Annotated in this window: 30 protein-coding genes and 2 tRNA genes; 11 read left to right on the top strand and 21 right to left on the bottom strand. The window is 63.9% G+C overall.

The annotated features are described in order from the left end of the window. Positions 1-14: 14 nt before the first annotated feature. The gene (locus Har1131_RS04210) at positions 15-1,976 is read right to left on the bottom strand and encodes an archaea-specific SMC-related protein (protein ID WP_050007466.1); all 1,962 of its coding nucleotides are present in this window, start codon (positions 1,974-1,976) and stop codon (positions 15-17) included. Positions 1,977-2,285: 309 nt separating this feature from the next. Between Har1131_RS04210 and Har1131_RS04205 the strand changes: the two genes are divergently transcribed. Genes Har1131_RS04205 through crcB form a run of 3 tightly spaced genes read left to right on the top strand, consistent with a single transcriptional unit; the run spans position 2,286 to position 3,378 of the window. Continuing rightward, a complete protein-coding gene (locus Har1131_RS04205; RefSeq protein ID WP_008307758.1) occupies positions 2,286-2,633 on the top strand; it encodes a hypothetical protein in 348 nt (115 codons plus the stop codon). A 2-nt stretch (positions 2,634-2,635) separates the two neighbouring features. Next, positions 2,636-3,019, top strand: coding sequence for a CrcB family protein (locus Har1131_RS04200; protein WP_023843421.1), 384 nt, complete (start codon positions 2,636-2,638; stop codon positions 3,017-3,019). After that, the gene (gene crcB, locus Har1131_RS04195; protein ID WP_014041381.1) at positions 3,019-3,378 is read left to right on the top strand and encodes a fluoride efflux transporter CrcB; all 360 of its coding nucleotides are present in this window, start codon (positions 3,019-3,021) and stop codon (positions 3,376-3,378) included. Before Har1131_RS04200 ends, crcB begins: the two co-directional genes overlap by 1 nt. Before the next feature lie 14 nt (positions 3,379-3,392). On the opposite strand, the gene Har1131_RS04190 is transcribed toward crcB, so the two are convergent. Next, positions 3,393-4,457 (bottom strand): ATP-binding protein, encoded by a 1,065-nt coding sequence (locus tag Har1131_RS04190; RefSeq protein WP_151145183.1) that lies wholly within the window; start codon positions 4,455-4,457, stop codon positions 3,393-3,395. Positions 4,458-4,532: 75 nt separating this feature from the next. Here Har1131_RS04190 and Har1131_RS04185 point away from each other — a divergent pair, with 75 nt between their 5' ends. Next, entirely contained in the window at positions 4,533-4,979 is a 447-nt protein-coding gene (locus tag Har1131_RS04185; protein WP_014041383.1) for a hypothetical protein, read from the top strand. Here Har1131_RS04185 and Har1131_RS04180 read toward each other — a convergent pair. From Har1131_RS04180 to Har1131_RS04170, 3 genes are all read right to left on the bottom strand, one after another. Further along, positions 4,976-5,707 carry a protein-L-isoaspartate O-methyltransferase gene (locus tag Har1131_RS04180; protein ID WP_014041384.1) on the bottom strand — a complete coding sequence of 244 codons (732 nt, stop codon included), beginning with the start codon at positions 5,705-5,707 and terminating at the stop codon, positions 4,976-4,978. The two genes, Har1131_RS04185 and Har1131_RS04180, sit on opposite strands and share 4 nt — an antisense overlap. A gap of 62 nt (positions 5,708-5,769) precedes the next feature. Beyond that, a complete protein-coding gene (locus Har1131_RS04175; RefSeq protein WP_014041385.1) occupies positions 5,770-6,393 on the bottom strand; it encodes a protein-L-isoaspartate(D-aspartate) O-methyltransferase in 624 nt (207 codons plus the stop codon). Position 6,394: 1 nt separating this feature from the next. Beyond that, positions 6,395-7,048 (bottom strand): HVO_0476 family zinc finger protein, encoded by a 654-nt coding sequence (locus Har1131_RS04170; protein WP_008307750.1) that lies wholly within the window; start codon positions 7,046-7,048, stop codon positions 6,395-6,397. 110 nt (positions 7,049-7,158) lie between these two features. On the opposite strand from Har1131_RS04170, the gene Har1131_RS04165 reads away from it, so the two are divergent. After that, entirely contained in the window at positions 7,159-7,572 is a 414-nt protein-coding gene (locus tag Har1131_RS04165) for a DUF1648 domain-containing protein (protein WP_014041386.1), read from the top strand. A 67-nt stretch (positions 7,573-7,639) separates the two neighbouring features. Here the strand turns inward: Har1131_RS04165 and Har1131_RS04160 are convergent, their stop codons facing one another. Beyond that, entirely contained in the window at positions 7,640-8,593 is a 954-nt protein-coding gene (locus tag Har1131_RS04160) for an aminopeptidase (protein ID WP_014041387.1), read from the bottom strand. A gap of 191 nt (positions 8,594-8,784) precedes the next feature. Between Har1131_RS04160 and Har1131_RS04155 the strand changes: the two genes are divergently transcribed. Continuing rightward, positions 8,785-9,849 carry a type II glyceraldehyde-3-phosphate dehydrogenase gene (locus Har1131_RS04155; protein WP_008307747.1) on the top strand — a complete coding sequence of 355 codons (1,065 nt, stop codon included), beginning with the start codon at positions 8,785-8,787 and terminating at the stop codon, positions 9,847-9,849. 3 nt (positions 9,850-9,852) lie between these two features. On the opposite strand, the gene Har1131_RS04150 is transcribed toward Har1131_RS04155, so the two are convergent. After that, on the bottom strand, positions 9,853-10,344 hold the full coding sequence (locus Har1131_RS04150) for a metallophosphoesterase (RefSeq protein WP_050037123.1): 492 nt from the start codon (positions 10,342-10,344) through the stop codon (positions 9,853-9,855). 111 nt (positions 10,345-10,455) lie between these two features. On the opposite strand from Har1131_RS04150, the gene Har1131_RS04145 reads away from it, so the two are divergent. Next, complete coding sequence (locus tag Har1131_RS04145; protein ID WP_050007461.1) at positions 10,456-10,710, top strand: hypothetical protein; 255 nt, start codon at positions 10,456-10,458, stop codon at positions 10,708-10,710. Between the two features lie 198 nt (positions 10,711-10,908). Here Har1131_RS04145 and Har1131_RS04140 read toward each other — a convergent pair whose 3' ends face one another. The 3 genes from Har1131_RS04140 to Har1131_RS04130 all read right to left on the bottom strand — a co-directional run bounded on the left by Har1131_RS04140 (position 10,909) and on the right by Har1131_RS04130 (position 13,510). Further along, the gene (locus Har1131_RS04140) at positions 10,909-12,750 is read right to left on the bottom strand and encodes a UvrD-helicase domain-containing protein (RefSeq protein ID WP_014041390.1); all 1,842 of its coding nucleotides are present in this window, start codon (positions 12,748-12,750) and stop codon (positions 10,909-10,911) included. 81 nt (positions 12,751-12,831) lie between these two features. Next, positions 12,832-13,131, bottom strand: a complete 300-nt coding sequence (locus Har1131_RS04135) for a hypothetical protein (RefSeq protein ID WP_014041391.1) — start codon at positions 13,129-13,131, stop codon at positions 12,832-12,834. 28 nt (positions 13,132-13,159) lie between these two features. Continuing rightward, the gene (locus Har1131_RS04130; protein ID WP_004515333.1) at positions 13,160-13,510 is read right to left on the bottom strand and encodes a helix-turn-helix domain-containing protein; all 351 of its coding nucleotides are present in this window, start codon (positions 13,508-13,510) and stop codon (positions 13,160-13,162) included. A 132-nt stretch (positions 13,511-13,642) separates the two neighbouring features. On the opposite strand from Har1131_RS04130, the gene Har1131_RS04125 reads away from it, so the two are divergent. After that, entirely contained in the window at positions 13,643-14,137 is a 495-nt protein-coding gene (locus Har1131_RS04125) for a PadR family transcriptional regulator (protein ID WP_023843422.1), read from the top strand. A 277-nt stretch (positions 14,138-14,414) separates the two neighbouring features. On the opposite strand, the gene Har1131_RS04120 is transcribed toward Har1131_RS04125, so the two are convergent. Both Har1131_RS04120 and Har1131_RS04115 read right to left on the bottom strand, forming a co-directional pair. Beyond that, positions 14,415-14,594, bottom strand: coding sequence for an HVO_0416 family zinc finger protein (locus tag Har1131_RS04120; protein WP_004515335.1), 180 nt, complete (start codon positions 14,592-14,594; stop codon positions 14,415-14,417). A gap of 197 nt (positions 14,595-14,791) precedes the next feature. Continuing rightward, on the bottom strand, positions 14,792-15,364 hold the full coding sequence (locus tag Har1131_RS04115; RefSeq protein ID WP_014041393.1) for a YbhB/YbcL family Raf kinase inhibitor-like protein: 573 nt from the start codon (positions 15,362-15,364) through the stop codon (positions 14,792-14,794). Positions 15,365-15,539: 175 nt separating this feature from the next. Between Har1131_RS04115 and Har1131_RS04110 the strand changes: the two genes are divergently transcribed. Then, positions 15,540-17,822: a nitric-oxide reductase large subunit gene (locus Har1131_RS04110; protein ID WP_014041394.1), complete on the top strand. Its 2,283-nt coding sequence runs from the start codon at positions 15,540-15,542 to the stop codon at positions 17,820-17,822. 82 nt (positions 17,823-17,904) lie between these two features. On the opposite strand, the gene Har1131_RS04105 is transcribed toward Har1131_RS04110, so the two are convergent. The 3 genes from Har1131_RS04105 to Har1131_RS04095 all read right to left on the bottom strand — a co-directional run bounded on the left by Har1131_RS04105 (position 17,905) and on the right by Har1131_RS04095 (position 21,369). Then, on the bottom strand, positions 17,905-19,665 hold the full coding sequence (locus Har1131_RS04105; RefSeq protein ID WP_014041395.1) for an alpha/beta fold hydrolase: 1,761 nt from the start codon (positions 19,663-19,665) through the stop codon (positions 17,905-17,907). 260 nt (positions 19,666-19,925) lie between these two features. After that, positions 19,926-20,297, bottom strand: a complete 372-nt coding sequence (locus Har1131_RS04100; RefSeq protein ID WP_050007460.1) for a hypothetical protein — start codon at positions 20,295-20,297, stop codon at positions 19,926-19,928. An 82-nt stretch (positions 20,298-20,379) separates the two neighbouring features. Continuing rightward, positions 20,380-21,369, bottom strand: a complete 990-nt coding sequence (locus tag Har1131_RS04095) for a ring-cleaving dioxygenase (RefSeq protein WP_050037125.1) — start codon at positions 21,367-21,369, stop codon at positions 20,380-20,382. A gap of 137 nt (positions 21,370-21,506) precedes the next feature. Between Har1131_RS04095 and Har1131_RS04090 the strand changes: the two genes are divergently transcribed. After that, a complete protein-coding gene (locus tag Har1131_RS04090) occupies positions 21,507-22,034 on the top strand; it encodes a phosphopantetheine adenylyltransferase (protein ID WP_050007467.1) in 528 nt (175 codons plus the stop codon). A gap of 41 nt (positions 22,035-22,075) precedes the next feature. Here Har1131_RS04090 and Har1131_RS04085 read toward each other — a convergent pair whose 3' ends face one another. From Har1131_RS04085 to Har1131_RS04070, 4 genes are read right to left on the bottom strand one after another with little or no spacing between them, the layout of a single operon-like run. Beyond that, positions 22,076-22,888, bottom strand: a complete 813-nt coding sequence (locus tag Har1131_RS04085) for an energy-coupling factor ABC transporter ATP-binding protein (protein ID WP_050037126.1) — start codon at positions 22,886-22,888, stop codon at positions 22,076-22,078. Next, positions 22,885-23,676: a cobalt ECF transporter T component CbiQ gene (cbiQ, locus tag Har1131_RS04080; protein ID WP_014041400.1), complete on the bottom strand. Its 792-nt coding sequence runs from the start codon at positions 23,674-23,676 to the stop codon at positions 22,885-22,887. The genes Har1131_RS04085 and cbiQ overlap by 4 nt, the downstream gene beginning before the upstream one ends. 3 nt (positions 23,677-23,679) lie before the next feature. Further along, on the bottom strand, positions 23,680-23,994 hold the full coding sequence (locus tag Har1131_RS04075; RefSeq protein ID WP_014041401.1) for a PDGLE domain-containing protein: 315 nt from the start codon (positions 23,992-23,994) through the stop codon (positions 23,680-23,682). Continuing rightward, on the bottom strand, positions 23,994-24,632 hold the full coding sequence (locus Har1131_RS04070) for an energy-coupling factor ABC transporter permease (protein WP_014041402.1): 639 nt from the start codon (positions 24,630-24,632) through the stop codon (positions 23,994-23,996). Before Har1131_RS04070 ends, Har1131_RS04075 begins: the two co-directional genes overlap by 1 nt. Positions 24,633-24,752: 120 nt before the next feature. On the opposite strand from Har1131_RS04070, the gene nikR reads away from it, so the two are divergent. Continuing rightward, complete coding sequence (gene nikR, locus Har1131_RS04065) at positions 24,753-25,163, top strand: nickel-responsive transcriptional regulator NikR (RefSeq protein WP_151103841.1); 411 nt, start codon at positions 24,753-24,755, stop codon at positions 25,161-25,163. Between the two features lie 80 nt (positions 25,164-25,243). Here the strand turns inward: nikR and Har1131_RS04060 are convergent. Both Har1131_RS04060 and Har1131_RS04055 read right to left on the bottom strand, forming a co-directional pair. After that, a tRNA-Ile gene (locus Har1131_RS04060) sits at positions 25,244-25,318 on the bottom strand. 183 nt (positions 25,319-25,501) lie between these two features. Continuing rightward, a tRNA-Asn gene (locus tag Har1131_RS04055) sits at positions 25,502-25,574 on the bottom strand. Between the last annotated feature and the right edge of the window lie 63 nt (positions 25,575-25,637).

Raw genomic sequence — 25,637 nt, 5'->3', positions numbered from 1 at the left:
AAAAGACTACGGGGTTAGATCGAGGTGATGCGGTTGAAGTCGTCGTCCAGCGCCTGCGCGTCCTCCGGCAAGAGGGCGACGACGAGATGCTCGGCGTAGTCGGCGAAGTACTCGACGAGTTCGGCGATCCGCGCCGAATCGATGGCCTCCAGCGAGTCGAGCAGCATGAACGGAACGCTCTCGTGGAGGTCGTGTACCAGATAGCCCGCGAGAGCGAAGATGAGCCCGGTCACTTCGCGCTCGCTCTCGCTGAGGTGCTCGATGGTGTCCTCGTAAGCCGCGCCGTTCTCGGTGGTCCGGACGATGTGGAGTTCGAACACCGTTCGGTCGACCTTCTGGCGCCCCTCGCGGACGGTCTGCTCGACGCGTTCGATCCAGATGCGTTCGAGGTTCTCGTACTCCAGAATGCCGAGGATAGCGTCCATGTGCTCGTTGAACTCGTCGACAGCGTTAGCCTCGATCTGGTCGATTTTCGTCCGCTTGTCGGTGAGTTCCTCAACGAGGGCGTCGCGTTCCTCGCGGAGGTCGTCGGCCCGCTTGACCATCTCCTCGATCTCTTCGATTTCGGCTGATACGTCGTCGAGGTCGGATTCCAGGCTGTCGATCTCGAACTCGAGCTGGTTTGCCTCCCGGTGTAGTGAGAGGATCTCGTCAAAGTCCTCGGATTCGAGGTTGTCGACCTCGTCTTCCAGCGACTCGACGTCGTCAGTCAGTTCCTCGCGTCGCTCCTTCAGCGAGGTGATCTGCTCTTCGCGGCGTTCGATCTCCGTTTCGGTCTCCTGTATCTTCCGCTCGACGTTCTCGCGACGGCGCTGCTTCTTTTCCGCCTCGCGCTGGTCGGTCTTGAGATCGTCGAGTTCCGACTTGATGTCGTTGAGGTCCTCGACCTTCCCCCGGCGGAGGTCCTGCAGGCGGTCGACGGTGTCTTCGATCTGCTCGCGGTCGACCGTCGAGCCACACGTCCAGCAGACGACGGATTCCTCGTCTTCGCCTTCGAGGAGTTGCTCCGTCACCGCGCCGTCGGAGCCTTCGGGCGCGTCTTCGAGTGACTGAATGACGTCGTAGTCTTCCTCTTCGAGCCGTTCCTCGTTGTACTGGATGAGGCTCTGAAGGTCGGAGATCTCGCTGTTCAGCCGCTGGCGCTGGTCGCGCAGGCTTGCGATCTCGTCTTCGAGGTGCTGCTGGTCGCCCATCGGCGTCTCCGGCAGTTCGTCCAGTTCGTCTTCGAGGTCGGACCGTTCGCGTTTCAGCGAGGAGATGCTCTCCTCCTGTGCCTCGATGTCCCGCCGGACAGATTCGAGGTCCGACCGCGTCGAGCGGAGTTCGTCGAGTTTCTCTTCGAGGACGTCCTGTTCCTGACGGCTCTCCTCGATGTCCCGGCTGCTGTTGTCGATCTCCTCCTCGCGCTCGGCCAGTTCCTCGCGTTTCTCCTCGATCTGCTCGCGGAGTTCGGTCCGGCGCTGCTCGAGGTCCGGAAGGTCGCGCTGGCGGGATTCAACCGTGGCGAGTTCGTCGTTGATGTCGCCTTTCTCCGCTTCCAGCTGTTCGACTTCCGAACGGATCGCGTCGATGTCGACCGGGCGCATGATGATCTCGCGGAGGTCGTCGCCGCGAGCCACGGACCGGCGCGCCTCGTTAGTTTCGAGGAGGAACGCGAACAGGTCGGCGACCTCGGGGTCGTCGAGGTAGCCGTCGCCGTCGAACTGGACAGCATCCCCCGCCCGCGTGAGCGTCCGTTCGTACACCTCATCCCCATACGTGAGGGCAACGCTCCCCTCGTCGGCGTCGCCTTTCAGCGTGGCCTGCGTACTCCCCATTGCCGCCATAATAGACTGCAGAAACGACGTCCGGTTTGTGGCGTTCTTTCCCGTCAGCACCGTCACACCCGGTGGAATATCGACTGATGTCTCGTCGATCCCACCGATATTGGTGACATCAAAATGGGCGACACTAGATCCTTGCTTTGATTCTGGCATTGGTCTGCTGTAGTCGGAGCGGATATAAAAATAATTTCATTGCCGAAAACCAAATTACACACTTGGCGCCCCGAGTGCGGGCGGACACGCCAGACTCGACGGCGATGAGACACGGCAGACAGCGCACAGACTGACAGTCGATTCCGGAATAACACCTGTACCAATATTATTCCGATACAGAAGGATTGACGGGAGGGAGAGGAGGTTTTTCTCTCTTATACTACTGTTTTATTGTGGATAGCAATCTTAACCGCTTGTGAGTCTCTTCAGATGCCAACCTATAAGTCGGCGTGATCGGAAGCAGGTCGTATGACCCGTTACGAAACGCTGCTCGAGGTCGAACTGGACGAGTGGGACAGTGGGTACGGTGTCTTGCAGATCGTCGATCCGGATGACAGCGACACCGCCGAGTTACGGTTCTGCTACTTCAACGAAAACGGCAAGTTCACGAACCGGCCGCTAACGCTACGACCCGACGAAGAGACACTAGACCGGACGACGCGGATGGTGGAGAACCTCGGCTACGTCGCCCGAACGTTCGACCCGGCAGAGATCCGTGAACTCGTCGACGCGCTCGGCGAAGAACGGGTTATCGAACTCGCACAGCTCGTCGACACGCTCGGTGAAGCGCGGCTAGCGGAGATACTTGGGGAGTGAAGATGGCAGACACCCACCCACTGGTGACGGTCGAAACTATCGTCCTTGTGGGTCTGGGGGGCTTCGCCGGCTCGAACCTCCGGTACTTCGTCGGCCTCTTTGTTCCGGGGTTACAGGGGACACTGCTGGTCAACGTCTGCGGCAGTTTCGCGCTCGGCGTGCTCGTGTACGAAGGGCTGCAGGTCGGTGCGCTGGCCAGCGAGACGAAACTGGCCGCGTCGACCGGCTTCATCTCGTCGTTTACCACCTACAGCACGTTCGCAGTGGAGACGGTGTTAACGCCCGAGTGGGCTGTCGCGAACATCGTCGGCAGCTACGCTCTGGGGTTTGCCGGTGTCCTCGTCGGCCGTGAGGCCGTCCGGCTGTTCGCCGGAGGTGGCCGCTGATGGTCGCTATCGAGCCGGCGCATCTGGTCGGGACCGGCGGCGCTATCGGCGCGCTCTGTCGTCACTACCTGGCGGGGGCTGTCCAGCGAGAGACGTTCCCGCTCGGGACGCTCACGGTGAACGTCATCGGGAGCTTCGTCCTCGGACTGCTGACGTTTGCTGGCGTCACCGGCGATGCAGCGCTGCTGGTCGGTGTCGGCGCGTGTGGCTCGTTCACGACGTTTTCCTCGTTTTCGGTCGGGACGGTGCGGCTATGGGAGGACGGCTACGTGGCGCTGGCCGTACTCAACGCCGTCGCCAACCTCGCCTGTGCGCTGGCCGGGATCGGATTGGCCTGGGGCGTCGTACAGATCGTGTGATTCGTGCCGGACCATCAGATTTCAGAACCCCCTGTACGAGCTTCGTGCTCCCTGTCTGCTTTGAGATCGCTGGCTCGCGGCGTCTCGCCGCCGTGGGGCGTCCGCCGCTCGCGGACCGTTACATGATGAACGGATTCAGTATCGTCGTCGACGACGAGCGCGTCGCCGGTCGTCTCTGGCAGTCGAGCCGTGAAATCGCCGTCGAGATACGTCGGCTGGGCCGCCTGTAGCGCGTCGATGTCTGCCGTACTCGTCAGTCGGTGGGCGACGAGCAGGTCCGTCTGTGAGACGGTCGTCGGTGGCACAGCGCTAGGTCGCTGTGTCGCGAGCACACAACTCACGCCGGGCTGGCGGCCCCGGGTGACGAACCGACGGAGCGGACGCCGGGCGACGCCGTCGGTGAACGCGTGGGCTTCGTCGACCAGCAGCCAGGGCAGTCGGTCCGTCCGGTCAGTCACCCGGGCATCGTACAGCGCGGTCGCGACAGCGGCGAGGACCGCACCGGCCGGTCGGGAAGCGAATTCCGACATATCGAGCACGGTCAGGCCGTCGCTGCACAGCGTCTCCACCTCGATACCCGAAGGCTCGAAGACGCCCCAGGACGCGGCGAGCGCGAGATGGTTCGTCGCCGCGCGGGCGGTGCTCGCCGCCACATCGGCATCGGCCACCCACGAACGCATCCCGCCAAGCGTCGCACGCTCGCTCGCCGCTCGCCACACGAGCGCGCCCGCGCCCCGTTCGGGGTCGAGGCCGAGCACCGTACACCACTGGCGCGGGTCGAGCGCGTCCGCGCGAACGCTGGGGTCGACCACCGTGGCAGACACGTCCGCGGCGCTAAGTGGCGTGAACGCCCCCATCGGGTCGACGACGACCGGCGCGACCCCCTCGGCAGCCAGCAGGCCCTCGGCGAGGACGCCGAGCGTGTATGTCTTCCCCGACCCGCGTTTGCCGACGACGAGACCGACGTGTGGCCGGTCGATATCGAGGTCGACCGCAGCGCCGCGGCTCCCGTCGCGGGCCCGATAGTGACCCAGCCGCGCCGTCGCCCCCGTCGCCCCCTCACGTCCGATAACGACCATGCCGGCGGTTGCTTCGCTCTGATATTTGAACGTTTGTCCGGGGATTCAAGTACGAACCCGGGGCCACCCCAGCACATGTCAGATTCGTTGTGGCACGACGAACGTGCTATCGAGGGACTGCCGATCCGCCTGGTCATCGCGCTGGTGGTCGGCGTCGCCTGCCTCTCCGTGATGATGAGCACCATCTCCGGAATCGAGACGCTGCAGGTGACAGAGGTCGACGTTGAGCCACACCCCGAAGTAGCTAATCCGGGGACACAGGACGTAGTTGTCACTGTCGTCGACTCGAAGGGGTCGCCCGTCTCCGGCGCGACGGTGGTCGCGAAAAGCGGGACAGCAACGCTCTCGTCGGTCAAGACTGGCGAGACAGGGAGTGCAGGGAACGCGACCCTCTCACTGTCGCCGTCGCTCGGACCGAATCAACAGGACGGCACGGTCACGTTCGAGGTGAAACCACCAGCGGGGAGCAACTACGAGGACGCCCGCTCGAACACCGACCTGCTCGTCGTCGAGTCGCCCTAGCCGTCCCAGTCGATCCACTCCTGCTCCCAGCCGGCGCGGGACTGGGCCGCCCGCCGGGCGCGCTCGCGGTCTTCACGATGGGTCCGGTTGCGCTCGACGGTGTCGGCCTGCTCGCCCTCGACGAGCATCGGCTGGAACGCGACGGTGCCGTGTTGCGTGACCGAGCCGTCGGCCTCCACGACAGCGAGGGACTGTTCACCGGTGCCAAGCGGCATCACCAGTCGACCGTCATCGGTCAGTTGCTGGAGGAGCGCCCGCGGCGGGTCGATTGCGGCGGCTTCCAGAAGAATACGGTCGTACGGTGCGTATTCGGGCAGCCCGGCAGCGCCGTCGCGGCGGTCCACGAGGACGGCGTCGTAGCCTGCTTCTGCCAGGTTCTGCCGGGCTTCGATGACGAGCCGCCGCGTGATATCTATCGCGTGAACGTTGGCCGCACCGACGTGTTCCGCAAGCACCGCGGCCGTGTAGCCGACACCGGCACCGACCACGAGCACGTCGTCGTCTTCTTCGGGTGACAGGGTTTCGAGCACTCGACCGGCGGTACTGGGCGAGAGCACGCGCGTGCCGAGGCGCTCGAACGGGCGGTCGGAGTAGGCCTGTTGCTCGCCGACGAAGGCCTCCCGGGGGACGGCACGCATCGCTGCCGACAGCCACGCGCTCCGGACAACACCCTTGCTCTCGTGTTGCAGGCTGTCGACCATGTCGTCCCGCAGTACCGCTGGGTCCATACCAGTATATTCGACCAGAGCTATATCAATGGCGCGACAACGGCGGCGTCTGTCGAAAGACCCTACTGGAGCGGGACGAATCGAACGCCGCCGTGGTCCTCGCTATCGAGCGTGCCGTCGGCCTGTTTCTCCGCGCGGATGAGACGCTGTCGCCCGTCACCGATTGGAGCCAGCAAGAGACCACCGGTGCGGGTCTGGTCGACGAGCGGGGCGGGGAACTCCGGCGCGGCACATGTGAGATACGTCCGATCGTAGGGGGCGTGGTCGGGCCACCCCTCCTTGCCGTCGTCGGCGCGAACGGAAACGTCGCCGTAGCCGGTCGCTTCCAGCGTTTCCCGTGCTTCGTCGGCCAGCGATGCGTGGTACTCCACGCTGTAGACGTTCTCGGGGCCGACCAGTTCGGCGGTCACCGCGGCGTGGTACCCACACCCCGTACCGACCTCTAACACCTGATCCCCCGGGGACAGGTCCAGTAACTCGGACATGATTGCAACCATGTGCGGCGCAGAAACCGTCTGACCTGACCCGATCGGGAGCGGGCGGTCGGCGTAGGCGTCGTGTCGCTTGTCGTCCGGAACGAACCGGTGGCGGGGAACCGACGCTATCGCCGCGAGAACGGCCTCGTCGGAGACACGCTCGCGAAGGCGGTCGGCCAGCCGCGACCGTTTTCGGCCCCAGTCGGCCATCCTACCACGCCGACCACGCCGTGGTCGACTCGTCCCTGACGTACAGTCGGTTGATGTCTTTCGCGATACCCATGTCGCCGTCGTGGTCCATGTTCTCGTGGTCGTAGCCGTGTGCGTCGTCGCGGACGTGAATCCCCTCGACGGTGAATTCCTCCTCGCCGAACTCCTCGGTCTCGCCGACGACGAACTCGTAGTCGCCGGGGACGTGGAGCTTGAAGCTCTCGGTCTCGTCGTGAGTGCCGTCCTTTGGATGCATCGTGACGTTGACCGAGACGTTCCCGACCGCCCGCGACCAGATAGTCTCGACGTCCTCGGCGGCCGCCTCGTCCTCGCGGCCGTCCGCGGTCTCCAGACTGGTGATCCGCGCCGTCACAACTGCTTCTTCTGTCTCCAGCAGGAACTCCTCGCCGACGGACAGTTCTTCCTCTGCTGGGACGTCGACCTCGGCGGTAAAGGAGTCCCCGTCCTGTGAGACAACGACGCTTCGCTTCAGCGTCTCTTCCTCCGGCAATTGTTCCTTGTGGACGTGGTCGCAGTCCGTACAGCGAACCGTCACATGGCCGCCCGGCTTCAGCACCTCGTGAACCGTTTCCAGGTCCGGCGAACAGGCCGGACACGGGAGGGCGATGCGGTCGCCCGGTGTAGCGTCTGTCATATGCAGTCGTTGACTACGCTCCCGTAAATGGTCGTCGCCACGGCGCTGCTCGTGGTTCTCACTCGCACAGTCACGCCGACCTTCTTGAGCGGCGGGACGAAACAACGGGTATGGCGCGCCGACAGAGCCGTACTGACATCGCAAGCGGTGCCATCATCGCCCTGACAGCCCTGGCCGGCGTGGCGGTCTGGTCGCGCCTCCCCGCAGAGGTCGCGATTCACTTCTCCGCGTCGGGCACGCCCGATAACTACGTCTCGAAGCCGGTCGGTGTCGTTCTCATGCCGGCGCTGATGCTCGCAACACTCATTGTGCTGAAATTGGCGTTCCGTTACGACCCGCCGGACGTGCCGCGGGTGGCAGCCACCATCACCGTCGCAACGATGGCGTTCATGAGTGGGATACACGGGCTCGTGCTCGCGTGGAACCTCGGCTATTCGGTCCCGTTCGACATCGTCCTCGTCGGGTCGCTCGTCTGGACGGTTGTCATGGTCGCGTACGCGTTGAAAGCAGAATACGTAGACTGATAGCGGCGGTTGGCTGTCAGTCAGCGTCCGCTATTCACGGGTCTTTGTGGGAGTCCGTTCTCGCCGCTCACTCGACGCGAGGAAGTTCCACTTCCTCGCCGTCCGCATACACGGTCGGTTCCGTCAAAATCCCGTCCAGATGGATCGGCGCGTGCACGTCGCCGCCCATCGCGTGGTCGTCGCCGATAGCGATGTGGACCGTCCCGCCGGCCTTCTCGTCTAGGAGGACGGAGCCGACGAGTTCGGTCACGGCGACGTTCGTGCCGATGCCGAGCTCGGCGAGGTTGTAGGCGTCCCGGCCGACCTCCTCGGCAGCCTCCTCGACCTGTGCGCGGATATCGGGGTCGTCGATATCCGTGACGTAGCCGTCTTCGACCTCAAAGGTGAGACGCTTGCCGTCGAGTTTGCCGTGGGGGCGCATCGTCCCGTCGACGACGAACGTGCCGTCGGCAGTCTCCGGAGCGAGGAACACCTCGCCGGCAGGGAGGTTCGACATCTCGCCAGCCTCGTGGACGATACCGGTGTCCATGTGCCACTCGCGCGCACCGATGCCGAACGTGATATCGGTCCCCTGGGGCGACGTGACTCGGATTTCATCGGCGTCCTCGACCTGCGCCAGCACGTCCTTGCAGTGCTGTTCGATGCGGTGGTAGTCGGCGTCTAATCCCATCAGAAACACGCCCTCGCTGATACCGGGCAAGGTTGCAACGCGAGCGCCGGCCTCATTGGCGTCGGTCCGGGCTTCTGTGTGGCTCAGGCTCTTGGTCGTCGGCGCGAGCACGACATCGGCAGTTTCCATCGCGCCAGCGACCGGCGCAGGCGGTTCCGAACCGTGTTGTTCGCCCGGCGGGTAGCGTACGAAAACGGCGTTATCGGTAATCTCCGCGGCGACGCGATACAGCGCCTCGCCGATTGATTTCCGCTGGTCGTCAGTAACGACGGCGCATGACTCGTCGGGCTGGAGGTTCAGGCACTGTTTGACAGCGGTCTCGGCGGGCGCGCGAAGCGACGAGTTGTCCATACAACTGATTGCGTACTCCGACTGAATAACTCTTGATGGACTGTCGGCGCAGGGCGTCGAAACGCGCTACGTCTCAGTGTTTTCAGAGGAATGTGGTCAAAGCTCACAATCGCCAGAGGTACAACTATGTGAGTTAATTTCTCCGTATATTAATCACAAAGAATATACTCTCCCCGGAGATATGGACGTGTATGCTCCACGTGGGCATCAACGGCTTCGGCACCATCGGGAAACGCGTCGCTGACGCGGTGCGTGTCCAGCCAGATATGACAGTTGCGGGCGTCGCAAAGCGCTCGCCGAACTTCGAGGCAACTATCGCAGACGACCGCGGCTACGACCTCTACGCCGCGGACGGCCGCGAACCGTTCGATGAAGCCGATCTCGCGACGGCCGGTACGGTCCATGACCTCATTGAAACGAGCGACGTGGTCGTCGACACCACGCCAAGTGGCGTCGGCGCGGCCAACGCGCCGCTGTACGCCGAGCACGATACGCCAGCCATCTTCCAGGGTGGGGAGGACGCCGATGTGGCAGACGTGAGCTTCAACGCTCGCGCCAACTACGAGAACGCAGTCGGGGCTGACACGGCCCGCGTCGTCTCCTGCAATACGACTGGACTTTCACGCCTTCTCGCGCCGCTCAAGGAATCATACGGCGTCGAGAAATCGCGCGTGACACTGGTCCGGCGCGGTGCCGACCCGGGCCAGACCGGTCGTGGCCCCATCAACGACACACTCCCCGACCCCGTCGAAATCCCCTCCCACCACGGTCCTGACGTCCAGACGATTTTTCCCGACCTCGACATCGACACGATGGGGATGAAGGTCCCGACAACGCAGATGCACACCCACAGCGTCAACGTCACGCTGGAAAGCGAACCAACGACAGAGGAAGTCACGTCGCTACTGACCGACGAATCGCGACTGTTCCTCATCCCGAAGACGCTGGGTATCGACGGTGCAGGGAAACTCAAAGAGTACACCCGTGATGCCGGTCGCCCGCGCGGTGACGTGTGGGAGAACTGTATCTGGGCCGAATCAATCACAGTCCAAGGGCGGGACCTCTACCTGTTTCAGGCGATTCACCAGGAAGCCGATGTCGTGCCGGAGAACATCGACGCCGTTCGCGCGCTCTCGGAGCGGACCGCAAGCGCCGAGAAGAGCATCCGACGGACCGACGAAGCCCTCGGTGTCGGGCGCGGCCTCGTCGAACACGACGGCAGTCCACAGCGCGTCGACAGTCACGCCGACGACTGATTCTCACCCCAGTTCGTGGAACTCGACTTCGCCGGTGTCCGTCGACAGCGTCGCAACCGAGAACGGCTCGGAGGCCGGCGGAATCGAGATGCCGCCGGGGTTGATTCGTTCCGTGCCCCCGCGCTCCTCGTAACCGCGTTCGTGCGTGTGCCCGTGGAAAACGTAGTCGTAGGTCCCACAGTCGACCAGCGCGTCGACGATCTCCCCGCTGGTCCCGTGATACACCGCGATGGTGTTTCCATCGATTCTCAGCTCGCCCATCTCGCCGAAGTACGTACCGAACTCCTCGACGGTAGACTGGACTGCCCACTCGCCGTCGTTGTTGCCACGAACGGCGTAAAACGACCAGTCGCCGTCGAACGGCGTCACCGAGAAGGGGGCGACGAAGTCGCCGCAGTGGACGACCGTCTCACAGTCCGCCTCCGAGAACGTCTCCACTGCGGCTTCGACCTGCGCGGCGTTGTCGTGCGTGTCCGAGACGATGCCGATCTGCATACCGACGACGTTCAGCCGGGAGCGACTTGAACGTGTGGCCCACGACACAGGTGGGACCGCCGTCGTCACACAGGCGCGACGTTTTTGTTTAGTCACCGCCTACGACGGCCGATGGCACGGGGACTCATCGGGACAATCGAGCTGATGGTCGCGGTCGTACTCGCCGCGCGGGTCACCCTTCTCGGCGTCGACAACCTCGCCCGCGGCCAGACGGCGATCGGTGCGGTCTTTCTCGGGTTAGCCGCCGCCTTACTGATTATCGAGTGGGTCGCTCCCTCTCCGACAGACATCCCCGGTGCAATCGCCGGGCGGGCGCGGAGTGCGCTCCCCGGCGGGAAGCCACCGAACAGTAGCGACGACGACTAACTCTCGTCGCGCCAGCGGTCCGAGGTGACTCTGTCCACCGCCGCCATGTGGTCGTGTTCCTCGACCGTTTCGGCCCGCGATTCCTCGGCCTTCTGGACGGGCTTTCCTCGAACACGCGCTCGAACGCCACGTCGAGCGCGACGAGACGAGGTACTACCTGGAAGGTGGAATCATCGACGAGGAAGGAAATCGGCGGCTTCAGTCGGCCGCGATGGTCTCGCTGGCGTCGTCGAGCAGTTGCTCGATGGAGCGGTCGCTTGGCTCGTTTTCCAGCAAGACGTCGATAGGGAGCGTCGGCGCGCCGTCGACGAGGTTCTCGAGCAGGACGAGTCGCTCGCGAGCCCGGGACATCCCGACGTAGAACACGCGCCGTTCGTTGTCGGTCAGCGTCGGGACGGGACTGGTATGTTTCGTGAACTCGTCCATTCCGGGTACCTCGATACCCTGCTGGTCGACAGTCGCGGCCATCTGCTCGACGACTTTCTCGGTGAGGTCGGTCGCGACGAACACATGATCGGCCTCGCGACCTTTGGCGGAGTGGATCGTCCCCACGCGGACCCGGTCGGCGTCCATCCCGGTGTAATCGCCGGTGAAGTACGCGTCGACGGTCCGCTCCTGGAAGTTGGTCACCTTCCGGAGCATGTCGCCCGCCGAGGCCGCGTCGGGGAGGAAGGGAACGTGGTCGTGGACGACGTCAGGGTCGATCTCGATATCGGCGATGTCTTCGTCCTCGTGGGACTCGTCGATCTCTTCGAGCGCGTCGAAGAGGTCGTCACGTTCGCCCGTGCCGAAGGCGGAGTCGACGAGCATATCGGCGAGCCGGCGCGCTTCCAGCACCGTGAGCGGTTCGTCGGCTTCGACGGCTTCGAGCCCGTTGACGTACTGGGTGAGCCGATCGGTCCACATCCGCTGGTCGGTGAGACAGGAGAAGGGGATCCCGTTGTCGATGAACTCGTCGATGAACTGGAACATCTGGTAGCGGGCCCGGAACAGCACCATCACCGTCTCATCGGACTGCTCGATGGTCCGCGTGACGTTCCGGGAGAGGTCGAACATCGAAGGGTTCTGGACCGCCTCGACGCGGCCGCCCTCCTTGCGCGGATTGAGGTCTTTCTCCTGACGTTTCTCGATGTGGCGGACCTCGCGGTTGACGACGTTCAGGATGCGCGAGGGGAGCCGGTAGGAGTTGGGCAGCACCTCGTCCTGGGTGACGACCTCTTCGAGCAGGAGGTCCGGGTCCGCGCCCTGCCAGGCGTAGACGACCTGGTCGTCGTCGCCAGCGATGAGCACCCGTTCCATGTGGGGTTTCCACTCGTCGTAGACGTCGTACTGCAGCGTCGTGATATCCTGAAACTCGTCGATGATGAGGTAGTCGACGTTGGGGAGCAGCGAGCGCTGGGCGACCCGTTCGAGCATGTCGGCGAAGCCCGTCAAGTCGTTTTCGCCCTTGTAGGTGCGCCAGCCGCGGATGGCGGCGGGCACGTCCACACGGTCGTCGTCGGTCGGCCACGTCGGCGTGTACTTGTTGCCGGTCTGGGCGTTGTCGTCGATCTCCGGCGGGAGTCGGACTTCCTCGTCGTCCCACTTGAAGGGCACGTCGTACCAGTCGGCCACGTCGCGTCGGGTGCGCTGGAGCCACTGGCTCGTCGCGATGATCTTGTTCCCGAGCGTCGTCGAGCGGGCCGAGCGACGGCGCGAGCCCTCGTACTCGTCCTCGTAGTCGATGCCGAACTCCTCGCAGAAGGCCTCCTTGTCGTCCTCGCCGACGACGTCGCCGCGGGAGAGGTTCAGCAGTTCGTACGCCTTCGCGTGCATCGTACAGACGTTCCCGCGAAGGGCACGAGGGGACAGGCCGAGTCGGTCCGCGAGTCGCTCACGGATCTCGGCGGCCGCCGCACGCGTGTACGAGACAACCAGTACGTCACGGAAATCGACGTCGTCGTCTTCCAGCAGTTCGTCGACGCGGTCGAGCAGCGCCGTCGTCTTCCCGCTACCGGGCCCACCGAACAGGCGGACAACCTCGGTGGTCGAATCAGTCATTGAACATGTAGTGGGACCGCGGCCAAATAAACAACGTGCTTTACGGGGACGACAACTAATAGGCGCACCCGAACGGATTTCTCATCGGTACAGCGACACGTACAGCATCGCGAACCCGATGATGAACGGAATCGTCTCCGCCATCTGGAAGAACACGCGAACGATGGCACCGGTCTCGCCGGCGCTCAGTTGCGTGATGACACTGGATATAGCGACACCCATACTGATGAACGCAAAGCCAACGAACGCATACTGTAGTCGTTCTGACGGGCGTTTCCGGTAGGCCTGGAAGCTAATCAGGGTGATCCCGAGCGTCAGCCCGAACACCACCATCCGCATCAGGATGAGCACGCCGCGTGCGATAGCCACGCCGGTCGTCATGCAGTCACGCCTCCGCTGGAGAGTGAATTCATTCCGGGTTCAGCTCGTCCCAGAGCTGACTGAACCGGTCCGGGAGGTTCTCCTCCCGATAGATGCGCACTTTGTACTCCTCGTCTTCGAGCGAAATGACCGTCGACTCGAAGTTGGACTCGTACACCTTGTAGTGGTTTCCGTCCTCGGCGACGAGCGTTCGGTCGGTGACGAGGTCGTACTCGTCGAGCAGTTCGATACGTCGATACACCGTCGGCAGCGAGAGGTCGCACTCCTCCGCGAGTTCCTTCGCCGACTGCGGTTCACGACTGATTGCGGCGAGTACACGGCGCGCGTGCTGGTCACCGATTGTATCGAGAATCTCCTCGATGCTCTGTTCCTCAGCCACTACACCAAGATTCGCGTCATATTATATAAGCGTTTTCGAGCACTGTGGTGGTTTCACGTTCAGAAAACACTGCCCCGTTTATATGATGATAGCCCCTGTAGCTTCCACTGCGGATTGCGTTCAGGTGAGACGATGTCCGGAGACAACCTCCGTCGCGTGACGACGGGCAAGATGCAGGGCCAGAACGCCGATGAGCGAGTGACCCCTCTCGGCGAGACAGAGCGCCCGGAATCGCATGACCCACCCAGTCGTGACGCCATCACGGAGTCGTTGGACCCGGTCATTGACGACGTCGTCGACGGCGAGACCGCAGTCGATGACGGCCTGGTCACACAGAGTTTGGAAGAGATCCTACTGGCGATGATCGCAGTCGCCGATGGTGGCACCCACGGGACCGGACTGATGGAGGAACTGGAAGCCCAGTTCGGTGCCGAACTGAGTCCGGGGACAGTGTACCCCCGGCTACACGAGTTAGAAGCGGATGGCACGCTCCAGATGCACGAACTCGTCCAGACGAAACAGTACGGAATCGCGGACGATGCGGCTGCGAAAGAGCAGATCGCAACGTCCGCGTCCCAACATCTCGCGCTCGGGCTGTTCCTCCACGCGTCGCTCGATGCGCTGTAACCACCACAAACCGGTCAGTCCGCCGACACACGACCCCCCAATCGTCGGCTACGAACCGGTCGGCCCGCCGACACACCACCCCCCAACCGTCGGCTGGCCACACAAAGACTCCCCACTTCCTTTCTGCGCAACGTGATACAGTCCCGACTGCCTGAGCCGTTGCTGTCCCGACACGAGACGTAGCGAGGCACATCCTGGCAGAGAGCGAACTGTCGGTTTGCGGGTCAGTACCGCCGCTATCGGATGCAGTGTGGAAAGCCGAGAAAGTGGAGTATCCTTACCGTACCGGTGTCCAGCCACACACCGAGCACTGTGCCGCTGTCGACTCGTGAAGGCCGCCGCAATCAGGGCACTGCTTCTTGTTATAGCTCTCTTCCCAACCACTCTGGTCCACGTCGTGGCCACGCTGGGAGAGGAACTCGTCGAACATATCGTCACTACTCGGTGCGGACGCCATACATGCTATGGTATATCACATCAGTATATAGGTTTAATGGTATTGTGAAACATTGCCATGAGTAACGACGCACCACGCGCAACGAGACGGTCAGTCACAGCGAGCCGTGCCACTCAGGAGCCGTACAACCAGAAGACAACATCAGATGAGCAGTCGTTCAGACGGTGCGCTGGCCCGGTTGTCTCCGATACCACCCGTTAGCTGTCGGTCGCAACCGGGTGGGTGTAATCAACAGTGATGCGGGCGCTTGCGATGAGCGCGTTCGCGATGGCCTCTGACGCCTGTTCCTGCTCTGTCCCACCCTCGATGGAAAGCATTTCGTCGAGAGCGAACACCTGAAACCGGTGTTCGTACGGCTGGCCGGCCGGCGGACACGGCGGTTCGTACCCCGGCTCGTTGGGGGGCTGTGTTCCCTGTCGAGCGCCGCCGAGCGCGTCGAGGGTCGGCTCGCGAGGGAGGCCGGCCGGAATCCGGTCCGTCTCTGGCGGGACGTTCCACAGCGTCCAGAACACCGGCTGGCTAAACACGCCGCCGTCGTACTCGGCTGTGACAGCGAGCGCTGCCGTCGGCTCCGGGACGCGCTCGATGACGAACGGTGGCGAAACGCCATCGCCGTCACAGGTGAACCGGGCCGGAAGCTCGTCCCCGGAACTGAACGCGGGGCTCGACACTTCGAAAGCCGGTGTCGTGTCGTCCGACTGCCCGGTACAGCCCGCGCTCCCGACCAGTGCTGACGCCCCGAGCGTCTGGAGGAGGTGGCGACGGCGCATACCAGAGTGGGAGGGACAGGTCGTAATCTGCCTTGTGATACCCCGCCACGTACCACACCAAATCCGGTGAAGGGACATCACTGGTCCCTATCAGGGCGAACATGTTCCCGCCCGTCGCCAGCGACTGAGAACGTCTTACCCCCTTCTTATTTTGGGATACTGGAGTTCCAACCACATGGAACTCAAACGCAAAACGATCGCGAAGGTGATCGCCGCCGCGTTCGTCTTCAACCTCGTCGTCATGGGGGCTGGCGCGTGGATCGCGTATCAGGAAGCGCCACCCATCCCGGAGCAGGTTGTCGGACCCGACGGCGAGACGCTTGTCACGGGTGAGGACATCCGCGACGGGAAGAAGGCGTTCCAGAAGAACGGGCTGATGAACCACGGGTCGATTCTCGGGAACGGCGCGTACTACGGCGCGGACTACACCGCCGACTCGCTGGAGTTGAAAACCCAGCACATGCGGACGTACTACGCCGAGGAGCGCTACGGGACCGAGTACGACTCGCTGTCGACGGCCGAACAGGCTGCCGTCGATGACGACGTGAAACAGGACCTCAGTGGGGAGTACGAGGGCGGGAACATCGAGTACTCCGCCGCAGAGCTGTACGCCCACGAGCAGGTCCGTCAGGAGTACGTCGAGCGGTACCACGAGGGCAGCCACGAACGGGGCGTCCCTGAGGGGATGATCGACTCCGAAGCCGACGCCCGACAGTTCGCCGACTTCGCCATGTGGACGGCGTGGTTCTCCCACACCGACCGACCTGGCGGCGAACACTCCTACACGAACGACTGGCCCTACGAGCCGGCCGCCGGTAACGACGCGACCGGCGCGGCGATGACCTGGAGCGTCATCGCAATGGTCCTGCTCGTCGCCGCCGCCGGTGGCGGCATCTGGCTGTACCAGTCCGTCAGCCTCCCGGAACCGTCCGCCGGCGACCTCTCGGTTCCCGAGCCGGGCGACGTGAGCATCTTCCCCAGCCAGCGGGCCGCCCTGCGGTTCATCCCGGTCGCCGCCGGGCTGTTCCTCGCGCAGGTGTTACTCGGTGGATTACTCGCCCACTTCTACATCGAACGGGCAGGGTTCTTCGGCATCGAGGAAATCTTCGGTGTCCATATCCTCCAGATTCTGCCGTTTGCGATGGCGAAGACCTGGCACATCGACCTGGGCATTCTCTGGATCGCCGCGACGTGGCTCGGTGCCGGGCTGTTCCTGCCGCCGCTGTTGACCGGCCACGAGCCCAAACGCCAGTCGACGTACATCAACGTGCTGCTCGGAGCCATCGTCGTCGTCACCGTCGGCGGCCTCGGCGGCATCTGGCTCGGGTCGCACGGCTACTTCGGCGACCTCTGGTGGCTGTTCGGCAACGAAGGGCTAGAGTACCTCGAAGTCGGGAAGGTCTGGCAGGTCGGACTGCTCGTCGGCTTCGGCCTGTGGGCCGTCCTCTCGATTCGGGGCCTGAAACCGCTGCTAGACCGAGAGCCGGTGTTCGGCCTCGCCCACATGATTCTGTACGCCGGCGGCTCGATTGCACTGCTGTTTACCGCCGGGTTCTTCTTCACCCCGGAGACCAACATCGCCGTCACGGAGTTCTGGCGCTGGTGGGTCGTCCACATGTGGGTCGAAGGGGCCTTCGAGTTCTTCATCGTCGCCATCATCGGGCTGACGCTGGTGTCGATGAACCTGCTCAGCCGCCGCAGCGCCGAGAAGGCGGTCATGCTCCAGGCGCTGCTGGTGATGAGTACGGGCGTCATCGGCGTCTCCCACCACTACTGGTGGGTCGGCATGCCCGACATGTGGGTCCCCATCGGGAGCGTGTTCTCGACGCTGGAACTGCTCCCGCTGGTGTTCATCCTCTACGAGGCGCTGGGTCAGTACCGGGCGATGTCGGAAACCGGTGGGTTCCCCTACAAGCTCCCGTTCATGTTCATCATCGCCAGCGGGGTCTGGAACTTCGTCGGTGCCGGCGTGCTCGGGTTCTTCATCAACCTCCCGCTCATCAACTACTACGAGCACGGCACCTACCTCACGGTCGGCCACGCCCACGCCGCGATGTTCGGGGCGTTCGGCTTCCTCGCGCTGGGGATGGTCACCTACATGCTCCAGCTCGCCATCAAGCCCGGCCGCTGGGACGGCTCCTGGCTCCGGGCGGCGTTCTGGTGCTGGAACGTCGGCCTCGCACTGATGGTGTTCGTCTCTGTCCTGCCCGTGGGCTTCCTCCAGCTGGAGGCGGCGTTCACCGGGAGCTACGCCGCGGCCCGGAGCGTGGCGTTCTACAACCAGCCGCTCGTCCAGACGCTGTTCTGGGCGCGGCTCCCTGGTGACACGCTCATCATCCTCGGGACGGCCATCTACGCGGCCGACCTGATCCGCAAGCGGTTCGTCCTCCGGCGGTCCGAGGACGACCCCACGGTCGAGGACATGGCCGTCGCGGAGGGCGTCATGAGCGACGACTGAGTTACCGCCGGGTTTCGGCTGTGGTCATCACGGCCGGAACACGGCTCGCCGACAGCAACGAGAAGAGAGTGAACCGTCGGATCTAGACGGGGAACTGCGTCGCCGTCCCGGCGACGATGACCCACGTCACGAGGACGGCGTTGATCGTCGCGCCGACCCAGACCCGACCCGTCTTCCTGAAGAAGTAGGTGCTGACGAAAGCCACGATGCTGAGCAGGGCGACGAACTGCAGCGCCAGGATTGTCAGCAGCGGGTGGCCAAGCGGCAGGGGCTGGCCAGTCAGCAGTGGGATGTACTGAACCGCCAGCAGTACGACGAACCCACCGACGACGATGAGCCAGTTCGTCGCCATCGCGCGGCGGAGCGACCGGGACTCGCCCTCGGGACGGAGCTGACCGTGCAGGAGCGCACCGAGGACGACGAAGAAGGCAAACAGCGGCAAGAGATACGAGAAGCTGATCCGGAACTGCGCCGGGGACAGGAGTTTGATGGCGAACACCCAGATGCGGAAGTCCGTCTGGAACAGGAACGCCACGACGGCTTCCAGCAGATACAGCACACCGACGGTAACGACACCGGCCAGGACCGAGACGCCGACTGTCCGCGCGCCGTCGCCCGTATCGAGGCCGTAGCTCGCCAGCGACACCGAGGGGTCGTCCGCGTTAGTCGTGTAGTGCCACACCGCGAACAGCACCGCGGTGATGACCGCGTTCCCCAGCGCCCAGACGATCACGCCGTTGTTGATCTGCTGTGGGAACAGCCAACTGAGGCCGATAATCGCCGGTGCAACGTCTTGCAACGGGAAGTACGTCACAATCGGAATCGCGGCGGCGAGCAGCGACGCCCCGTAGCGTTTCGCGCCGGTCATCCCCTTCCCGTCGGGGTACTCCCGTCGGAGCCTGTCGGTCGGTGCCCGGTCGATGAGCAGGCCGCCGACCGGGAACAGCGACAGCACGCCGCCGATGAGGGCAACAAAGGTCCCGAGCGATTTCCAGTACCAGACCTGGTTGCTCGGGTCCATCTCGTCTTCGCCTTCGAGCGTTAGCTGGAGCCACTCGATGGACGCGCCGATGGCTGCGGTCGAGAAGTGGTCGCCGGGGTGAGTGGTTGCCGGGGTGTACAGTTGCCGTGCGGTCCCGTCCTCGACACTGCCGTAGGTACGCCCCTCCTCGACGGCGCTGTCCGTGCCGAACACCGTCTGGAGTTTGTCGCTCTGCTCAACGTCGGACGCACTCGCCGTCCCCCACATCAACGGGGCGAACTCGTCGTACTCGCTGAACACGACGGCGAGGTTCCGTGGGAACGAGTCAGTACCTTCGGGGGCACGGTTCGACCCAGTCGATGACCCCTCGATGACCATCGACTCGTACCCGTCCGGATGGGCCGCGGCCGCCGTGATGACAGTCCAGCCACCCATCGAGTGGCCTTCGAGCCCGATGTTTTCGTTATCGACGTAGTCCAGCGACCGGAGATATTCGAGGCTGTCGGGGCCACCGTAGCCGTTTTTGAACGCTGGCGGGTCCGAGTAGCCGTGGCCGGTCTGGTCGATAGCGAGAACCACGAAACCTCGCCTTGCGTACTCGATAGCGAACGGCGACTGCGTCTCCTTCGAGTTGATGTAGCCGTGGACGGCTAACACCCCCGGCTGTGGGGAAGCGCTGCTCGCCTCCTCAGGGATGTACAGCGTCCCGCTCATCATCGTCCCGTTGGTCCCGGAGAACTTCACGTCGCGAACCTCGACGGAACCGGCGTCTGTTTGTACTGTCCATGCGAGCCCGCTCCCGCTGAATATCAGGAGTAGCGACACTGCAGCGACGAACCACAGTCGTCTATCATCGTTCATGATAATACCACGGACGCAGGTGAGACACTCAGTGAATTAAACTTACTGTAAACTCCAAGCCAACGGTAAAGAATTGGGAACGGCGCTGAAAACGGTATTCTAACCCGTTGAAATGGGTGGCAGGTTCCACCCACGTACTGGGCAGTGCTCCGATTCCCACTTCATTACCAATTATTCGGCGTTATCAATAAACCGGTTTATCGGGCATCTACGGTCACAAATAGCCACTTCAGTTTCAATTACTCGCCCCATGGACGAGGTTACGCGCCGCCGAGTTCGTTGGTCCAGAGGTGTTCGATGTCAGCTTCGAGATCAGCCGTATCGAGCGCTTCGACGCCTGACAGGTGCTCGCGGGCGTCCGTGAGATGCTGCTGGACCGCGGCCACGTCGTCAACCGACTTCGCGGCACAGAGCGACACCCGTGCTCGGTTGATTTCCAGCCGCTCCCCGAGCGCCTGCGTCACCGGGATGTCGTGCTCGTCGCCGAGCTGTGCCATGCGGTCTAGCACGCTCGTCGGGACTTCCAGCTGGGCCGCGAGCTCCCGGGACGGCAGATCGACCGTGATATCGGTCGTCTCACACTCGCTCTCACCCCACGGCGCGATAACGTACTCCTGCCCCTCTGTGGACATATAACGTGGGACAGTCCGGACACTCATATTTACTCACAGGCTAACAGGAAGAATGAGGCGTATACCGGTCGGTTCGTCGGTGTTAGTCGTCGGCTTCGGCGGCCGCTGGCCGGGGAATCGTCACGTCCGTGAGCCCCGCTTCGATTTCCTCGCGTCGGCCCTCGAACTTCCCGGGCAGCACCAGCCGGCCACCGAGGTCATCAAGCGGTTCGTCGCTGTCGTACCCGGGGCCGCTCGTGGCGAGTTCGAACAGCACGCCGCCGAACTCCCGGAAGTAGACCGACCGGAACCAGTGGCGGTCGATCTGTGATGTGGGGCGCAGTCCCGCACCGCGAACGGCCTCACGCATCGACTGCTGGTCCTCGTCGGTTGGCGTCTGGAAGGCGACGTGGTGGACCGTGCCGTGGCCCTGCCGGCCGCCCTCGATAGTCGGCAACACGTCGACGTACTTCCCGACAGACCCCGTCGCGGCGTAGCGGGTCCGCTCGTCGCCGGGCGTATCGCCCTGTGCCTGCTCGGTGCCGACTTCCTCGAAGCCCATCTTCTGGAGCAGGTCCTCCGTCGGTTCGGGGTCAGCGAGCCAGAGCGTCACCGAGTGGAAGCCACGGATGGCGGCGTCTTCGGGAACGAACTCCGTCCACGGCTCGGTCGGGTCGTCGTCGGGAATCCCGACTTCGACCAGTTCGACCGGGAGCCCGTCCGGGTCGCGAAACGGGAGGACGGTCTCGCCGAACCGCTCGACACGGTCGTCGTAGTCGACGCCGTACTCGTCGAAGCGGTCCTCCCAGTAGTCGAGGCTTCCCTCGGGAACGCGGAACGCGGTGCGTGAGACCTGTCCAGAGCCGACCTTCCCCTGTGCGTGGTCCTCCCACGGGAAGAACGTCATGCTCGTCCCGGGGTTCCCCGCGGCGTCGGCGAAGAAGAAGTGGTACGTACTGGGGTCGTCCTGGTTGATCGAGCGCTTGACGAGCCTGAGCCCGAGCGTTTCGACCCAAAAGTCCATGTTCTGCTGGGGATCGCTCGCGATGCATGTGACGTGATGGATGCCCGGAGTAGGGGTGGCTTCGGTCATTGGGAGCAATACGTGCCGGAACTACTTGAGTGACTGCTGACGTGAGTGTTACCGGGGTACAGTCGGTAGAAGCTGTTGGCACTGGCGAGTCATGCGACGGACAGCAGTTATATATGACACTGGTGGGACATTCGCGTATGGCAGACGCGGACCGGACAGCGATTCTCGGCGGGACCTTCACACCGATTCACAACGGCCACCGGGCGCTCCTACACAAGGCGTTCCAGACCGCAAGCCACGACGGACGTGGCGATGGCCACGTCATCGTCGGTCTGACGAGTTCCGAACTGGCTACAGAGACGCGTAGCGACCCGGGACACGCGGAGCAGTTGGGTGCGTACGACGACCGCCATGCCGCGCTCGATGCCGAGTTGGGCCAGTTAGGCGAGTCATACACCGCCACTTACGAGATTCTCCAATTAGAGGACACGCAAGGACCAGCCGCGACGCGGGCCGACGTGGATGCGCTCGTCGCCTCGCCGGAGGCGAAGGCACAGCGCCGCGCCTACGAACTCAATCAGCAGCGGCGGGACGCGGGGCTCCACCCGCTGGAGATCCACACGCCGCCGTTTGTCGTCGCCGAAGACGGCACGCGGATCAGCAGCACCCGGATTCGGAACGGCGAAATCGACGTACACGGCCGCCTGCTCGACGCGTCAGAGTGAGGGTGGTGTGAAAAGCGCCAGTTTCTCTGCGCGTCAGACCGTCACTCCATGGTATCCGGACCGTCCGCGTCCAGCCGTTCGGCGGCCCCCGCGACGGTCAGTGGCACGTCGTCCGTCCGGCCCTCGAACAGTCTGACGACTTGTGGCGGGCGCAGGTCACAGTCCCGCAACAGGTCAGTATCAGTCAGGATACGGCGGGTGGGCCCCCTCGCGGCAATCGTGCCGGTATCGTCGAGCAACAGGACCCGGCCCGCGACGTGCGGGACGAGTTCGGTGTCCGGCGTCGAGACGACGAGCGTGACGCCCTCGGCCGCGAGTTCGTCCAGCAGGTCGAGAATCGTCTCCCGGTTCGCGGCGTCGACGTTGCTCACCGGTTCATCGAGCAACAGTACGTCCGGTTCGACGGTGAGCGCGCTGGCGAGAGCAGCCCGGCGCTGTTCACCGCCGCTGAGCCGGAACGGCGGCTTCGACAGGAGGCCGTCGAGGTCGAGCCGGGCCGCGACTCGCTCGACGCGGCGGTCAACCTCCGCGCGCTCGCAGTCGAGTTGCGCCGGCCCGTAGGCGAGGTCTTCGCGAACGGTCGGGTTGAACAGGTAGTCCGCAGGGTTCTGCGTGAGGACGCTCAGACGGCTGCGGACGGTGTCGGCGTCGGTCGTCTCCCCGAAGTACCGGACCCGCCCGCCATCGGGGTCGACCAGCCCGCCCAGCAGTTCCAGCAGCGTCGACTTGCCAGCCCCGTTCGGGCCGAGCAGCGCTACGCGGTCGCCGCGCTCGATGGACACATCGACGCCGTCGACGGCCAGCGTTTCATCGGGGTATGCGTACCGGAGGTCAGTCGCCTCGATAGCAGTCACGCGACCACCACCACGACGGCGAGCGCGACGACCAGTCCGAAGGCGAGGTCGGCCCGCCCGAGCGGTTCCCGGGGCTGTGCCGGCGTCGAGCCAGTCCCGCCACGAGCGCGAGCGGCCCGCTGGACCCGCTCGCCGCGTTCCAGACTGCGGACGAGAAACGAGCCCACGAAGTTCCCCGAGTCGCGCCAGTTCCGGCGGAGGCTCGGCTCGGCGATGGTTCGACTCCGGCGAGCCCGGACCATGCGTTCGAGTTCGGCGAAAAAGAGGAGCAGATAGCGGTACGTGATTCCGAGCAGCGAGACGGCAATCGACGGGACCCGGAGCCGGCGAAACGCCGCCAAGAGGTCGGCGAAGCGGGTGGTCAACAGCAGCACGGACAGGAAGCCGACACACGCGGTTACGCGGACGGCGAACGTAAGCACGTAGTCGACGCCAGCGGCCGAGAGCGGGAGCGAGCCAAGCGAGGGACCACCCATCAGGATGGCCTGTGGCGCGACGACGACGAACGCGAACGCCGGCGGGCCGGTCAGCCGCCCCAAGAAAGTACGGATAGGTATCCGAGAAATGGCCGCAAGCACCGAAGCGAGGAGCGCGAGCGCGCTGACGACTGCCAGTGTCCGCTGTGTCACGGTAAGGGCGACGAGCGTCGCGACGCCGACGAGCTTGACCGTCGGCGTGACGGCCTGGAGAAACCCGTCCCGGTCCGGCAGGTCCTCAGCGAGCAGGAACCACTGGGCGCTGGCCGCGATGGCCGCAACGGTCCGGTCGAGCAGGTCTCTGCCGGACATCAGCTACTGCCGCTGGTCGGTATCCGCCCCGAGCAGGCGACCGATGCCGGCACCGAGGAGGAGCGTCAGCGCCGTCCCGACGACGGCCGACACGAACGTTCCGGTTGCACCACCGAGACCGGGGACGCCGTAGTCCGGGAACAGCGCGGTACCGACGGCGGTGGCGTGTTCCGTCGCATCGGTCGCCTCGGCGGCGTTTTCGAGCGGTTCGGCGTAGCCGACCTGACCGGCCGCCCATCCGAACACCGGCGCGAGCAATGTCAGGACCAGCAGCGCGGCGAGGGCACGAGGTAGCCAGTCGGGAAGATCCCGGGCCATCACGCACTCACCTCCGGGGCGGCGTTCGGTCGCAGGTCGGGGCGAGCGCGGGCCAGATAGCGGTAGACCAAGGCGGTGATGGCCCCTTCAATCAGGCCCAACGCGAGGTGCCCGACGCCCATTATCGACAGCGTCGTCAGCAACTGGTACTGGAACGCAGAGGAAAGGCCCAGCTGAAGGGCGGCGGTCAGCGCGCCGGCCGTAATTCCTAGCCACCCCGCGACGAAGGCCGCGCGGAACTCGCCGTATGGAACGAGCAGGCGATAGATGGCGTAGCCGACGTACACCTCGACGACAGCCATGTTGAACACGTTCGCGCCAAGCACCACGAGCCCGCCGTCACCGAAGACGAGCGCCTGAATCGTGACGACAGTCGCGACACAGAGCGCGCCCAGGTGCGGACCGAGGAGAATCGCCGCGAACGCGCCCCCGACGAAGTGGGCGCTGGTGCCCCCGGGAATTGGCCAGTCGAGCATCTGTGCGGCGAAGATACTCGCTGCGACGACACCGAGCAGCGGCGCGCGCGCATCGGAAATCTCACCGTTGACACGCTTGGCAGCGACGCTCAGAACGACGACCGCAAGCGCACCGAACAGCAACGCAAGCGGTAGATCGATATATCCGTCGGGAATGTGCATGCTACCCGGGTCTGGCCCCGGCGCAGTAATAATACTTTTTCATCGGGCAGTATTACTTCCGACGAGTGAGTATTACCGAAGCCCGGATATCCATATGCGAGCCCCTCTCTATCGACACACATGAGTGAGGACCTCGACCGGATCAGCCTGACACTCCCCTCGTCGATGGTCGACCGACTCGACGGTATCGTCGACGACTGGGAGTACGCGAGCCGGTCGGAAGCCATTCGTGACTCGCTACGTGACTTCTTTGCGACCTACGAGTGGGAGTCCGGTGACGAAAAACACCACCACGGGACCATCGTCATCGTCCACGACCACCACGTCTCGGGCATCGCAGACGAGCTTCAGACGGTCCAACACGAGATGGCCGACATCATCACCTCCGTCCAGCACATTCATCTCTCCCACGACACCTGCATGGAGACGCTGGTCGTCGAGGGCGCGGGCGGCAAGATCACGGAGCTAGCCAACCGTCTCCGGGCGATTGGTGGTGTCCAACAGGTCAAGGTCGTCGTCGTGGACGAGTGAGTTGTAGGCGTGTGAGTCGCCTTCCCCTCGAAAATATGAGACTCCGACCGCATTGCAGACCGTTCTGCCAGTGGTGGACATGGGCCCTGCCGGATTTGAACCAGCGCTCAATCGGTTATGAGCCGATCGCTTTAACCAGACTAAGCTAAGGGCCCTTCAGAATGGTGTTGATGAGTCCGCATCTTTAGCCTGTCGGGTTGGAGTGGAGGGGTTTCGGAGAGACAGGTGGGTCGATACAGAGAGTTTCGTGCATCGGCTGCATATCTCACCGTCCAGCGGCCCTGAAAGCCGACAGTGACGGAGTCGCAGCGCTCGTCGATTTGCGAGTGAAAGAACGACGCCACCGCCAGGGCTCGAACCTGGGACAACCTGGGTAACAACCAGGTGCTCTACCAACTGAGCTACGGCGGCGCGAACGCATCCAATCATTGCCAGAGTTGGTAATTAGGGCTTTCGTTTCCAGTCGGCATCGAC

Origin of the sequence: Haloarcula sp. CBA1131 (assembly GCF_008728975.1) — an archaeon.
Taxonomy (GTDB): Archaea; Halobacteriota; Halobacteria; order Halobacteriales; family Haloarculaceae; genus Haloarcula; species Haloarcula hispanica.
The sequence above is the reverse complement of the archived record's forward strand: the minus strand, read 5'-3'. Positions and strand labels throughout refer to the sequence as shown.

Excerpts from the sequence above, each read along its gene's own strand:
- Har1131_RS04210 (WP_050007466.1), bottom strand. The coding sequence starts at position 1,976 with ATGCCAGAATCAAAGCAAGGATCTAGTGTCGCCCATTTTGATGTCACC.
- Har1131_RS04205 (WP_008307758.1), top strand. The coding sequence starts at position 2,286 with ATGACCCGTTACGAAACGCTGCTCGAGGTCGAACTGGACGAGTGGGAC.
- Har1131_RS04200 (WP_023843421.1), top strand. The coding sequence starts at position 2,636 with ATGGCAGACACCCACCCACTGGTGACGGTCGAAACTATCGTCCTTGTG.
- crcB (WP_014041381.1), top strand. The coding sequence starts at position 3,019 with ATGGTCGCTATCGAGCCGGCGCATCTGGTCGGGACCGGCGGCGCTATC.
- Har1131_RS04190 (WP_151145183.1), bottom strand. The coding sequence starts at position 4,457 with ATGGTCGTTATCGGACGTGAGGGGGCGACGGGGGCGACGGCGCGGCTG.
- Har1131_RS04185 (WP_014041383.1), top strand. The coding sequence starts at position 4,533 with ATGTCAGATTCGTTGTGGCACGACGAACGTGCTATCGAGGGACTGCCG.
- Har1131_RS04180 (WP_014041384.1), bottom strand. The coding sequence starts at position 5,707 with ATGGACCCAGCGGTACTGCGGGACGACATGGTCGACAGCCTGCAACAC.
- Har1131_RS04175 (WP_014041385.1), bottom strand. The coding sequence starts at position 6,393 with ATGGCCGACTGGGGCCGAAAACGGTCGCGGCTGGCCGACCGCCTTCGC.
- Har1131_RS04170 (WP_008307750.1), bottom strand. The coding sequence starts at position 7,048 with ATGACAGACGCTACACCGGGCGACCGCATCGCCCTCCCGTGTCCGGCC.
- Har1131_RS04165 (WP_014041386.1), top strand. The coding sequence starts at position 7,159 with ATGGCGCGCCGACAGAGCCGTACTGACATCGCAAGCGGTGCCATCATC.
- Har1131_RS04160 (WP_014041387.1), bottom strand. The coding sequence starts at position 8,593 with ATGGACAACTCGTCGCTTCGCGCGCCCGCCGAGACCGCTGTCAAACAG.
- Har1131_RS04155 (WP_008307747.1), top strand. The coding sequence starts at position 8,785 with ATGCTCCACGTGGGCATCAACGGCTTCGGCACCATCGGGAAACGCGTC.
- Har1131_RS04150 (WP_050037123.1), bottom strand. The coding sequence starts at position 10,344 with ATGCAGATCGGCATCGTCTCGGACACGCACGACAACGCCGCGCAGGTC.
- Har1131_RS04145 (WP_050007461.1), top strand. The coding sequence starts at position 10,456 with ATGGCACGGGGACTCATCGGGACAATCGAGCTGATGGTCGCGGTCGTA.
- Har1131_RS04140 (WP_014041390.1), bottom strand. The coding sequence starts at position 12,750 with ATGACTGATTCGACCACCGAGGTTGTCCGCCTGTTCGGTGGGCCCGGT.
- Har1131_RS04135 (WP_014041391.1), bottom strand. The coding sequence starts at position 13,131 with ATGACGACCGGCGTGGCTATCGCACGCGGCGTGCTCATCCTGATGCGG.
- Har1131_RS04125 (WP_023843422.1), top strand. The coding sequence starts at position 13,643 with ATGTCCGGAGACAACCTCCGTCGCGTGACGACGGGCAAGATGCAGGGC.
- Har1131_RS04120 (WP_004515335.1), bottom strand. The coding sequence starts at position 14,594 with ATGGCGTCCGCACCGAGTAGTGACGATATGTTCGACGAGTTCCTCTCC.
- Har1131_RS04115 (WP_014041393.1), bottom strand. The coding sequence starts at position 15,364 with ATGCGCCGTCGCCACCTCCTCCAGACGCTCGGGGCGTCAGCACTGGTC.
- Har1131_RS04110 (WP_014041394.1), top strand. The coding sequence starts at position 15,540 with ATGGAACTCAAACGCAAAACGATCGCGAAGGTGATCGCCGCCGCGTTC.
- Har1131_RS04105 (WP_014041395.1), bottom strand. The coding sequence starts at position 19,665 with ATGAACGATGATAGACGACTGTGGTTCGTCGCTGCAGTGTCGCTACTC.
- Har1131_RS04100 (WP_050007460.1), bottom strand. The coding sequence starts at position 20,297 with ATGTCCACAGAGGGGCAGGAGTACGTTATCGCGCCGTGGGGTGAGAGC.
- Har1131_RS04095 (WP_050037125.1), bottom strand. The coding sequence starts at position 21,369 with ATGACCGAAGCCACCCCTACTCCGGGCATCCATCACGTCACATGCATC.
- Har1131_RS04090 (WP_050007467.1), top strand. The coding sequence starts at position 21,507 with ATGGCAGACGCGGACCGGACAGCGATTCTCGGCGGGACCTTCACACCG.
- cbiQ (WP_014041400.1), bottom strand. The coding sequence starts at position 23,676 with ATGTCCGGCAGAGACCTGCTCGACCGGACCGTTGCGGCCATCGCGGCC.
- Har1131_RS04075 (WP_014041401.1), bottom strand. The coding sequence starts at position 23,994 with ATGGCCCGGGATCTTCCCGACTGGCTACCTCGTGCCCTCGCCGCGCTG.
- Har1131_RS04070 (WP_014041402.1), bottom strand. The coding sequence starts at position 24,632 with ATGCACATTCCCGACGGATATATCGATCTACCGCTTGCGTTGCTGTTC.
- nikR (WP_151103841.1), top strand. The coding sequence starts at position 24,753 with ATGAGTGAGGACCTCGACCGGATCAGCCTGACACTCCCCTCGTCGATG.